Origin of the sequence: Nitrosomonas sp. (assembly GCF_019752095.1) — a bacterium.
In the GTDB taxonomy this organism is placed as follows: Bacteria; Pseudomonadota; Gammaproteobacteria; order Burkholderiales; family Nitrosomonadaceae; genus Nitrosomonas.
Genome location: NZ_JAIEMO010000010.1, coordinates 34,183 through 46,077 on the forward strand (window position 1 = coordinate 34,183; position 11,895 = coordinate 46,077).

Consider the following 11,895-nt stretch of genomic DNA (forward strand, 5'->3'; position numbering starts at 1 on the left):
ACTCTCTAAATCCAAACTTAGTTACAATACTGCGTTGCTATTATCAACGCTTCGCATTGTAACTACCTTAAAATCAATTTATCTATGACGAATCAGGCCACGAAATCGATCAAAGCCATCATTCTGAGCGCCGGGCAAGGCCGCCGCTTATTGCCACTGACTGAGAATATGCCAAAATGCTTGCTGCCGGTTTCCGATAAACCCGTGCTGGCCTGGCAAATCGATGCTTTGTTGGCGGTGGGTGTCAATGATGTTACGATTATTAGCGGCTTTCAGGTGGCTCTGATTGAGGCATTGTTGCTACAACGTTACGCAAATTATCCCAAGATTAAAATTCTGTTCAACCCTTTTTATGAGGTAGCGGATAATCTGGCAAGTTGCTGGATCGCACGCGCCGAAATGGATGGCGATTTTTTGCTGCTAAACGGCGATACCGTGATCGAATCGGCGTTACTGAGCAAAGTCTTGAATTCAGAACTCGCGCCCATTACACTGAGTGTGGATGACAAGGATACTTATGACGCCGACGATATGAAAGTACAACTGGATGCCGATCGCTGGGTGCAGCAAGTCAGCAAGATCGTGCCGCCGCATCAAGTCAATGCGGAATCAATTGGTTTGATTTACTTCCGCGAGCAAGGCGCACGCACCTTTCGTGATGCCGTGGAAGTGGCTTTGCGTCATCCAGCGGAACTCAAATCATGGTACTTATCAATTATTGATCGTCTGGCTAAGCAGCATTTGGTGAATTCTTGTTCTATCAAAGGTTTTCGCTGGTGCGAAATCGATTTCATTGAGGACTTAGCCCGGGCGGGCATTATTTTTAGCGAGTAAACTCGTATGATGCAGGATTCAGCTCCAACGAACTACAATGCCACCATGCGCAAATTCGGTGCGCCGCAAACGATTATCCGGTCGTATCATTACTGGTCAGTGTTATTACGTCCGGCGCAAGTCACGCTGGGTGCGCTGGTTTTAATTGCACATGAGCCAGCCAATGCCTTCTCGGAGCTGAGTTTAGCAAGTTTTAATGAGCTACATGCAGTAACCCGGCATATCGAATCAGCACTAACCCAAGCTTTTCAGTATGACAAAATCAATTATCTGATGCTGATGATGGTTGACCCGGATGTGCACTTTCACGTGCTGCCACGCTATGCACAGCCTAAGTCATTCGTCGGCATGGAATTTATCGACGCAGGTTGGCCAGCCGTGCCGAATTTGAGTCAAATCAACAAAACGGACACAGCTATCAATCAGCAGATCATGGAGCATCTCAAAACCTACTGGTCGTGACCGTAATGAAGCGAGGCAACAAGTGACTGAACAAGCCACCGAACAAAATATACCTTACGTCAAGGAATTTCCCTTGCGGGAAGCTCATCATCTGGTACGCGATCTGTTGGCGCCCAATCCGTGGATTTATTGGATTGATTTTCTGTTCCATGTCACGCTGGGCTGGACCGCCTTTTTCACTGCGCTATTTTCTCCGTTTTTATCACTGTGGCAACTAGGTGCTTTTGTGATCTCGGTACTGACATTATATCGCTCGGCGGTTTTTGTGCATGAACTGGCGCATCTGAAAAAAGGCACGTTTCAAAACTTCCGTCTGGCATGGAATATCTTGAGCGGCATCCCATTCATGATCCCTTCGTTTACTTATGATGGCGTGCATAACGATCATCATAAGCCGGATGTGTATGGCACCAGCGCAGATGGCGAATACCTGCCGTTTGCGACGCGCAAGCCCGGAGAAATGGTGGTGTATGTGCTATTGTCGTTGCTGATCCCGATTCTGCTAGCGATACGGTTTGTGGTATTGACGCCCATTGTTTACCTGATTCCCCCGCTGCGCAAGATCGTATGGGAACGCGCATCGTCATTGACGATTGATCCGAATTACCGGCGCGCTAAAGATGCTATCCGCAACGATCTCAATTGGCGGCAGCAGGAAATCGCTGCCTGTTTATTTGGTGTGACTATTATCGCTTTAGTGATGCTGGAAGTTTTTCCGTATTCGTTGCTGATACTTTGGTATTTGGTCGCAGTGACTGTCTTTGCCCTTAATTCACTACGCACGCTAGCCGCTCACGCTTACCGCAATCCCGGCGATCGCAAGATGACTTTGGCTGAGCAGTATTTGGATTCGATCAACATTCCTGGTAATTTCCTGATTACACCGCTGTGGGCGCCGGTCGGTTTGCGTTACCATGCCACGCATCACCTCTTCATGAGCATGCCATACCATAATCTTGGCAAGGCCCAGCGTCGCTTGGTCAATAATCTGACCGATAATTCGCAGTATATCAAAACACTGCGCAGCGGCTTATGGCCAGCGCTAAAACAAATCTGGCGCGAATCCTCTGAAGCTGCCACGAATCCCTCGCAGCGACAAAACAATTAATGCTAAAAGTTATCCCGGCGGCAGAAACTTCCCGACAAAGTGTGACAAAGCTGGTGCTGTTGCGCCACGGGCAAAGCATCTGGAATCGCGATAAAAAATTCACCGGCTGGAGCGATGTGGCGCTGAGCTCAAAAGGTGAACAGGAAGCTGAACAAGCAGCTTACTTGCTGAAGCATGCAGGCTTCACTTTTGATTTGTGTTTTACTTCCGTCCTGCAACGCGCCACATCGACATCGCGCATTGCGCTAGCAAGCATGCACCTAGATATTCCGGTACTGCAAACCTGGCATTTGAATGAACGCCACTACGGGGCACTCGAAGGCATGGAGCGTTGGTCGGCGATCAGACAATTCGGCATTTGGCCGATTCTGGGTTGCCAAATCAAATTTGACGCCGCTCCCCCGAATTTGAATCAAGAGGATTATCGCTATCCGGGCAATCAGCTCAGTTATGCCCATATTGATCGCAATCAACTGCCAACGGGAGAGAGCATGCGACAAACCCTCGCGCGCCTCAAACCCTATTGGCAGGACACGATTCAACCGGAAATCCGGCAAGGAAAGCACGTGCTGATCGTCTCTCATCGCAATACCCTGAGAGCGCTGATGATGTTATTGGATCATCTCACGCCCACACAGGTCATGAAGTTGAGACTGGCTACCGGTCGCCCCTTAGTGTATGAATTAGACCAGCAATGCAACACCATACGGCATTATTATATCGACAAGCTCGTTTGATACGCTTCGTTTCATCATGCCAACCATCCACAGCTTTGCCCCCATAGCGGGCGTTCACACAAAAATCCTGATACTCGGCAGCATGCCCGGTGAGGCTTCACTGGCGGCAACTCAATATTACGCACATCCGCGCAATGCCTTCTGGCCAATTATGGCACCACTGCTGCAAATCCAAGTAAGTTCGCCCTATGAAGAAAAAATAATCGCCCTGAAATCATCGCCCATCGCGCTATGGGATGTGCTTAAATCCTGCAACCGCTCTGGAAGTCTGGATTCAATGATTGAAACTGGGACGGAGATCGTCAACAATTTTCCAGCCTTTTTTACCTTACACCCGCAAATTACCCACGTATTTTTTAACGGCGGGAAAGCAGAAACCTGCTTTAGGCGCAACGTCATTCCGGGCAATAAGTTAAGATCAATAACTCTGTCACGCCTGCCTTCCACAAGCCCCGCTAACGCAAGATTGTCATTCGATGAAAAATACAAAACATGGCATCAAATAATCAAGTTAGCATTGGAGTCGCACTGACCATCTACTCAACAAAACAATGCAAAATACTTGACGGCAAAGCCTAAGATGCGTTTTACTTACACGCTACAATACAGCAATGCTAATTAACATTTAACTGAAAGGACTTCATTCGATGAAAAAGCTCGTGATTATTGTGCTTATTATTTTTGCCGCTGGATATATCAGCTTAATGGTTCAGTATTTTTAGATCGGAAAGATAGCGCCCCAATTGCTCTACACTGTGTGCTGTGCCGCTCGCGCGCAGGAGAATCCTGTCAAAAATGACACTTCACAACGCAACAAAAGAATATGTTTATATTTCCTGAACTTACTAGCTGCAGAGATTCTACTGTATTGCTGCGCGCCGGCATCTGATGCATGCCGCTGTTTAAAACGCAGTGCTTGCTTTTTATTTTATTGGCCGTTACCACCATTGCATCTCATACTTGGATCGCGCAATATGAACCAGATGGATCTGAGCTATTAACTGACCATTGGAAGTACAAAACCTCAAAAAACAGTCAAATTAATTTCACCAGCATTGGATTCAATCTTATATCCAATGATGCAACAACGATAACCAGCATCTACCAAGATATCCCAACGGTTGCGCCTGGTACGATTTTATTGCTATCCGCTGATGTAAAAAGCAGTGATGTATTAGCAGGCGAAAAGTCTTGGAATCAGGCCAGACTTCTGCTTCTGCAAGTCGATAAAAAGAAGGAGCGCTGGGACTTGCCTTCGGTAGTAGTGTCGCTGACAGGAACCCATGATTGGGAAAATTATCAAGGCATTTTTACTGTTTCACATGAAACCCAGAGCATCCGGATAATCGCACAATTAAGTCAAGCTACCGGATCGCTCCAGATAAATAATATCCAACTTTATCCCGTCCGCGAAACCCAGTTGTTCGCAATAGCTAGGAACATAATGCTATCAGCATGGAGCGCTTTCTTCCTGCTGCTGATTGGCTCATGCCTTATCAGCAACAAACAAAGTGTTTTCTTGCACTTATTACTGGTTTTCGCATTCATCTCCATTATCGTGGGAACGACTCTGCCCGGAAAACTCAAGAATCAAGTATCCGATGAAGTAAAAACACACATTCATATGCAAAGTGAGCAAATTAAAAGCCCAATGACATGGGACTTATCCAAGATCTGGCATTTTTGTTCATTTTTCTTGTTTGGCTTGATTCTATGCTTGATGATGACTCAAGAACGCTTAAGCCGAATGATATTCGCCATTCTTTCTCTAGCTGCTGGCACTGAGCTCGCACAACTCTATATCGGAGGCCGAACTCCCCTTATCATAGATTTTTTTATTGATGCAGCAGGCGGGATTTTCGGATTGATTCTGATCTTGCTTACGAAGATAAGGAAGGATCATCATTCTTTTATCACTGATGCTGCTCGCAATGAAAAATAAGTCAGAAAAAAAACTGGTAAATTCAAAAATCCACACTCAGTATTTCGTTTGCACGCGATAATTAAGTAATGCAGAACCTTCCGCAGGCACCTCTATTTTCCACTCGGCCACGTTGCTAGTAGGTTTACTATGCGGCTGGTTTTCCGCAATGATTTTCCAGTCTCCGGGGATAGGTTCTTGAACAAGCACCGTAACCGCTTCCTTTTTCGCATTCTTGAGCGTAATCTCATAAGCGCTCTCAAAACGATTAATACTATTATTTCCAGAGCCTAACTGTTTAAAATCGGTTTGTTTTTTGGCTGCCGTGACATCAAACGATTGTCCCAGCTTCAAGCGCACGACCTCATTGATCGGCGTGTGATCGACCCAATCTTCACCGACGAACTGTGCATTATTCATTTTATCGCGCTTATACACACGTATTGTGCCTTTGGGCAAAGGCACGCCTAACCGCACCGATTCTTTATTGTCAAATTGCACAAATACACTTACTTTTAGTTTCTGCCCGAGATCACCATAGCTGGAAGCGTAGTAGTAATCGTTACCAATCAACACAAGCTCCTTACGCACGGGCACGTTGACAGCGTTGAGCAATGCAACTTGCTTGGTCTGATTTTCAGCCAGAGTCGTCGGCCTATTCAGATTGTATAAGTGATATTCCATCAGAGATTCCTGATGCATTGATACTTCCGCAACATCAAACTCTGCTTTGCTTCGCCTTGCCATGGGGGTGGCAAGCTCCCGCTGTACCCGATTAATGTCGCCAGCTACCAATTGCAGTTTTGCCTGGGCGTAATGGGTGCCGCTGGTATTGGTCAGCGTGACCCAGCCGGACAAATCCATTTGAGCATCTGCGTCATTCAGCTCTGCAACATAGTCGGCTTTCCAAGACAAGCCGGTTGTCAAATAGCTAAGCTCTAATTCCTGCGCTGCGGAATTGTTACGATTGCCTTGAATCACCAGCGTAGGGCGGTCACGCAAGTTATTTGGCACATTCTCAAAAACAATTCGACCGGGAATGCCTGTTTCGATACGATCGGCCATTTTTAATACAACACCCCCGCTGGCAGCCAACACCACTGCATTTTCCCTGCCTTCTACACCGGTTACCGGATTGACTTTAATGATTGTCACCATTTGTCCAATATATTTGTTGAGTAAGTTTTGTGGCGTTAGCAAATCAAAATTGAAATTCTGTTCAACTACCGTAATACTGCCTGGATGATTGACACTGCGTAGCAATGCGGTTTCCGGTCGTATTTGCGCACTGACATCGCGCCATGCCAGATTAAAGTCTCTGTTGGCGAGATCAATTTGGCGCAAATCCTTCACCAGAGCCAGGTCATTGTTGTAAATGGTAACCGCCACTGATTTCTGCTCTAAAAGGGTGCTCAGTTGCTCTTCAGTTTTGGCATTTACCACCGAATCACAAAGGAACAGTACGCAGCTAATGGTCAACAAAGCTTGGCTGGAGAATCGATTTAAAGTATCCATGATATGAAAGGCCCAAAGACGGGTTAAGTGAACCCAATGAATGCGATCAGTGAAAGTGTTTCAAACTTCTCTTACAGGAATGCGCCAGATATAGAAAGCTAAAATACTTCCAATCACAAGTAGCATGATCTTTTGCCATAGTTCGGGAACGATTAAAATAGAACTGCCGAATGATAACGACATGAGAAAATAGACCCAGCGTTTGACGCGATATGGGATACTGTGATAAATATTCCATTCGCGAATTATTGGGCCCGCTATCCGATTTTCCAGCAATTTACGATGAAAGCGCTCGGAACCGCGTGCGAAACATGCGGCTGCCAGAAGCACAAATGGCGTGGTAGGTAACACCGGCAAGATCGCTCCTAACGCGCCCAGCAACAACGCCAGAAAACCAGCGCTCAAATACAGGATACGTACAACTGGCGAGTCATGTAAACATAACAAATCGGCCACTTGCTCGGCTGCAACTTGCCGTTCGTTCTGGTTTACTTTTTGCTGCTCCGATGCATGCATTTTTAATTGAGTAATCTGGTTCGAAAAAATATTTATTGGTAAACTTAATTAAGTTTGATTCAAAAAGCAACCATCATTTCAACCGGCTGCAGATAAGGATTTATGTTAGCAGTTATAATATCTACAGGCTAATTATTCATATTAACCGGATTCTATATTATTTTTGAGGAAATTATGCGCAATATCAAAACACTACTAAATTTAAGCTTCGTATTGTTCGCGTTATTAATGCTATCCAACGCAGCATTTGCTTATAAAGAGCATGCGGCGGCAGATGGTTCAGAGTTACAAAAAATTGACACCAAAGTCGGCACGGGCGAAGAAGCAGAAATTGGAAAAACGGTCAATGTACATTATACCGGATGGCTTTATGATGAAGATGCGCCTGAGAAAAAAGGCCCAAAATTTGACAGCTCTCATGATCGTAAAGAACATTTTTCATTCATGTTGGGTGCCGGGCGCGTCATCAAAGGATGGGATCAAGGCGTTCAAGGCATGAAAGTCGGAGGGCAACGCACGTTAATTATTCCGCCATCGATGGGCTATGGTGCACGAGGTGCCGGAAACATCATTCCACCGAATGCTACCCTGATTTTTGATGTAGAACTGATTGGTTTTAAGAAAGATGCGCATTATTAATATTTGTTTTTCATTCAACCGTTAGACAAATATTGTAAATCGAGCTATTGAGTTAGTTATTTTGTCGCTTCCGCAATAGCTCATTTGCCCTTCAATTCTTAAATCCATTTGGTCGCTGCGGATTTAATCTTCGCTCCTTGAGATCAGCGAGTTGCAAAGCCGCCAACCTAAAGTGCATACCTCGTCGGTTATGGCGAGGCGCTTTAATCAACCTGAGCGTTTCATAATCAACTGAAAATGACAGGGAACTGCTATGACTACGACCATACCGCAACGCTTCATTCGGCACAAACGTCTGAGCATCAGTCTCGGCGTGATAGCGATTTTAATTATTCTGTTGGCAGCGCTCAGCTATTTCTGGTTGCCCGGTTACGCAAAATCTCAGCTTGAGATACGTCTATCCGAACTGTTGCAACGCCCTGTCACAGTCGCCTTGATTGAAATCAAACCGCATAAGCTAGAACTGATCGTGCATGGTTTTCAAGTGGGTGTAAAAGCTGATACTGGCGAGCCAAATGAATCGCTGCTTTCCTTTGATAGGTTTTATATCGATCTCAGTATTGAGTCGCTAAAGCAACGTGCGCCTGTCATAACCGCAATTGCTCTGACAAATCCTAAATTTCGTTTGATTCGAGAAACAAAGGATCAACTGAATATTTCTGATTTACTGGAAAAATTCAGCCAACCCTCGGATAAAGAAGAGGAAGAGGATCGTGCCACGAAATTCTCAATCAGCAACATTACGATCCAGGGGGGACATTTTGAGTTTCTTGACCGTCACATGCAGACTGATCATCAAATTACTGAAATTAATCTAGGCATTCCAATTATCGCTAATTTTGAGAGTGCTATAACACACTGGGTAGAACCACACTTCAGCGCAAAAATTAATGGATCGCCTTTTTCATTAGAGGGCAAACTGCGCCCATTCGCCGTTCCACAGGAAGCAACCTTGGCGCTTAAATTCAATAAAATAGACTTATCCGAGTTTGACCGATATGCACCCTTGCCCCAGGGAATCAAACTCCTTTCAGGTTATTTCGACAGTGATTTGCTCGTGACATTTACACAGCAGCCGGACCAAGCGCCCGCTATTACGCTAACCGGAAATACAACATTGCGGCAATTAGCCATAAAGGATAGTACGGTAGCGGCGCCCTATCGAACTGATGTAAAAAAACTGGACATCGCACTGACCCAGGTAGATTTGATGCGTGAGCAACCATCGCAAATTAAATTGAAAATGGACCAAGTCGAATTAATGCGCGAAGGCGAAAGTGAACCTGCATTATCGCTCGCTCAACTGGCTATCGACCGCATCCTGATCAATATCAAATCGCGCCGGATTACTTTGGATGAAATAGTTCTGGATCGCCTGAATACAACCTTACGTCGGGAATCTGACGGCGAAATAGATCTAACCCGGATGTTTGAGCCTACCGATGAACAAGTGCAGACTCAAACGCAGACTCAAACACCAGTCCAAAAAACTGAGATAAAAGCGCAAAAAAATATACCCATTCCTGGCAGAAAACCGGCTTATCCTGATTCCGATGGGATCAAAGTAGCCGAAAGCAAAGCAACCCCTAGTGACTCCGTCGCTCCACCTACGTCTGCAAGAAAAGAAGCGTCTACCAGCAATAACGAGACGCAGTGGACTACTCAAGTCAAACGCATAAAACTCAATGAAGCTGCACTGCGTTACGAAGATCTCACACTGGAAAAGCTTACCCCGATGGTTGTTGAGAGCTTGAATCTCACTGTAGATAACGTTGACTTGAGTGGCGCTACACCGTCGAATCTTGCATTGGAAGCTAAAGTCAATCAACGCGGCAAAATCAAAGTTGATGGTTCGCTGGGATGGGCGCCACTTGCGGCGGATTTAACCATGAATCTTGATGACGTTGATCTGGTGTCTTTACAAGGCTGGGGCGGTGACAAATTGACTGCCTTGCTAACCAGTGGTGATATTTCCTTTAACGGCACGATCAAAGCTCAGGGTAATCCACTGAAAATTCAGCTTGGCGGGCATGGAAATCTAGCCAATTTCAATGTGTTTGATCCAAAAACTACGCGTGACCTGCTGCGCTGGAAAAAACTGGATATCAACGACCTGAATTTTGTTAACGAACCGCTCCGTGTGGATGTAAAGGCAATCAAATTAAGTGACTTTTATGCACGCGTGACAATCCGGTCGGACGGCAGTCTCAATCTTAAACATATCGTTCGGCAGGATATCCCGTTAGATTCTGCCGTGGCGGCCGCCGATGCATCCCCTGCGGATACCCAGCCAAGCGAATCCCCACAACCGGCAGCCGTTCGTATTGATAACATTTCTTTGCAACAAGGCAGTGTTCATTTCAACGACCGGTTTATTAAGCCGAATTACTCCGCCAAGTTATCCGCGTTGTCAGGCCAGATTGGTCCATTGCAAACCGGAAAAACCGGGAAAATCGACATACGAGGCATGGTTGGAAAAACCTCGCCGTTGAAAATCAGCGGCTCGATCGATCCATTCGGTACGGAATTGCAGATGGATATCATGGCGCAAGTTAAAGATATTGATTTGCCGCCTTTCAGCCCTTATTCGGGAAAATTTATCGGTTATGCGATTGAAAAAGGCAAACTGTCAGCAGACGTTAACTACCAAGTCGAGAATGGGGCTTTATCAGCCGACAACAAAATCTTTCTGGATCAATTCACGCTCGGTGAAAAAATCGATCGCGAGGATGCTGTTTCTCTGCCGCTCGACCTGGCGATTACCCTGCTTAAAAACCGCCGCGGTGAGATTGACATACATCTGCCGCTCCAAGGATCGATTAATGACCCTGAATTTAACCTTGGTGACATTATTTTCCAGGCATTCGTCAACCTAATCACTAAAGCGATTACTTCTCCTTTTACATTACTAGCCTCAGCATTTGAAGGTGGCGAAGAATTATCTGAAATTACCTTTACTCCCGGTTTTTCGACCATCGAAGACGAATCCCTGCAACGTCTGCAAACTCTATCCGAAGTTTTAAATGACCGTCCGTCTCTGGAATTGGAAATTTCCGGCCACGTTGATCCTATCGCGGATCATGAAGGTTTGAAACTCGCCATGTTACAAAACAAAGTGAAAGCGCAGAAGTTAGCCGAGGATGTCAAGAAAGGCGTTACCAGCAGCACTCTTGTGGATGTGACCTTAGCTCCGGAAGAATATAGCGAATACCTTGAGATGGCCTATAAAAAAGAAACTTTCGAAAAACCCACCAATCTTATCGGGTTAACTAAAAGCATTCCTGATGCCGAAATGGAGCAACTGATGCTCGAGCATACGGTGATTCATGATAATGATTTGGAGGTGCTGGCAGAAAACCGCGCCAATGCGGCGCGTAACTGGCTGATTGAGAATGGCGAAGTTGCCAGCGACCGGATATTTGTCGTCAGTCATGAAGCAGAAGTAGATGACCAAAAGGCAGGCAGCCGGGTTGAGTTTTCATTGAAGTGAGATCGGCTTCAAGTTTTGAAGTTGCCCTTTGTTCATGTATCCCCGGAACGGGTGGTATTTTTCTTCGGTCGCGCGGCTTTAGTCTTAGCGAATCGATTATAGTAAACTATTCATACGTTGCAAACCAAAAAAATAATACCGATGAAAACCATCCAATCCAAGACGCTACGACCATTGTTCACATTTTCCCGGCAAGTACCCTGGGTGCTGGTACTGGGCTTTCTGATCTGCGCACAGACGCATGCTGCTGAAGCCTTCAACATCAATCCGGATGAAGTCCCCGATGCCTGCGATGCAGACCTCGCGCAAATCAGGGTAACCGTCAATGGGGTGCAACCAGGCGGCGTGCTGAACGTTGAGTTATACCATGACCCGGAGCATTTTCTTTTTAAAAAAGGGCGCACACGCAAGGTTCGCGCTCCGGCGGCAGAGGAACCGCAGAAAGTCTGTATCAATCTGGAACGGCCCGGCACCTATGCAGTGTCGGCTTATCATGATCTGGATGGAAACCGTAAATTAAAAAAACGATGGAACCTATTGCCGAACGAACCGTTTGGCTTATCGAACAACCCTGAACAGCAGGTTGGTTTTCCGGAATTCAGTGATTCGGCATTTACGACCACCGATCTGGGTGCCGATATCGTGATTGATCTGAAGCAGCCCTGATCCATCA

Annotated in this window: 11 protein-coding genes; 9 read left to right on the forward strand and 2 right to left on the reverse strand. The window is 46.0% G+C overall.

Annotation, left to right across the window (positions count from 1 at the left end; genetic code table 11):
* The first annotated feature begins 84 nt into the window (after positions 1-84).
* The 6 genes from K2Q13_RS04580 to K2Q13_RS04605 all read left to right on the forward strand — a co-directional run bounded on the left by K2Q13_RS04580 (position 85) and on the right by K2Q13_RS04605 (position 5,083).
* Positions 85-834, forward strand: coding sequence for a phosphocholine cytidylyltransferase family protein (locus K2Q13_RS04580; RefSeq protein ID WP_292919486.1), 750 nt, complete (start codon positions 85-87; stop codon positions 832-834).
* Positions 835-840: 6 nt separating this feature from the next.
* Entirely contained in the window at positions 841-1,296 is a 456-nt protein-coding gene (locus tag K2Q13_RS04585; protein WP_292919487.1) for an HIT family protein, read from the forward strand.
* Between the two features lie 22 nt (positions 1,297-1,318).
* Positions 1,319-2,404 (forward strand): fatty acid desaturase, encoded by a 1,086-nt coding sequence (locus tag K2Q13_RS04590; RefSeq protein WP_292919488.1) that lies wholly within the window; start codon positions 1,319-1,321, stop codon positions 2,402-2,404.
* Positions 2,404-3,141 carry a 2,3-bisphosphoglycerate-dependent phosphoglycerate mutase gene (locus tag K2Q13_RS04595; RefSeq protein WP_292919489.1) on the forward strand — a complete coding sequence of 246 codons (738 nt, stop codon included), beginning with the start codon at positions 2,404-2,406 and terminating at the stop codon, positions 3,139-3,141. The genes K2Q13_RS04590 and K2Q13_RS04595 overlap by 1 nt, the downstream gene beginning before the upstream one ends.
* A 16-nt stretch (positions 3,142-3,157) precedes the next feature.
* Positions 3,158-3,673, forward strand: coding sequence for a DNA-deoxyinosine glycosylase (locus K2Q13_RS04600; RefSeq protein WP_292919490.1), 516 nt, complete (start codon positions 3,158-3,160; stop codon positions 3,671-3,673).
* A gap of 360 nt (positions 3,674-4,033) precedes the next feature.
* A complete protein-coding gene (locus tag K2Q13_RS04605) occupies positions 4,034-5,083 on the forward strand; it encodes a VanZ family protein (RefSeq protein WP_292919491.1) in 1,050 nt (349 codons plus the stop codon).
* A gap of 36 nt (positions 5,084-5,119) precedes the next feature.
* On the opposite strand, the gene K2Q13_RS04610 is transcribed toward K2Q13_RS04605, so the two are convergent.
* Positions 5,120-6,577 (reverse strand): DUF4139 domain-containing protein, encoded by a 1,458-nt coding sequence (locus K2Q13_RS04610; RefSeq protein ID WP_292919492.1) that lies wholly within the window; start codon positions 6,575-6,577, stop codon positions 5,120-5,122.
* A 60-nt stretch (positions 6,578-6,637) separates the two neighbouring features.
* Positions 6,638-7,093, reverse strand: coding sequence for a YbaN family protein (locus K2Q13_RS04615; protein WP_292919493.1), 456 nt, complete (start codon positions 7,091-7,093; stop codon positions 6,638-6,640).
* A gap of 174 nt (positions 7,094-7,267) precedes the next feature.
* Between K2Q13_RS04615 and K2Q13_RS04620 the strand changes: the two genes are divergently transcribed.
* The 3 genes from K2Q13_RS04620 (at position 7,268) to K2Q13_RS04630 (ending at position 11,888) form a co-directional block, all read left to right on the forward strand.
* Entirely contained in the window at positions 7,268-7,732 is a 465-nt protein-coding gene (locus tag K2Q13_RS04620) for an FKBP-type peptidyl-prolyl cis-trans isomerase (RefSeq protein WP_292919494.1), read from the forward strand.
* 253 nt (positions 7,733-7,985) lie between these two features.
* Positions 7,986-11,222 (forward strand): DUF748 domain-containing protein, encoded by a 3,237-nt coding sequence (locus tag K2Q13_RS04625; protein ID WP_292919495.1) that lies wholly within the window; start codon positions 7,986-7,988, stop codon positions 11,220-11,222.
* Positions 11,223-11,396: 174 nt separating this feature from the next.
* Positions 11,397-11,888, forward strand: a complete 492-nt coding sequence (locus tag K2Q13_RS04630; protein ID WP_292919496.1) for a DUF2141 domain-containing protein — start codon at positions 11,397-11,399, stop codon at positions 11,886-11,888.
* The last annotated feature ends 7 nt before the right edge of the window (positions 11,889-11,895 follow it).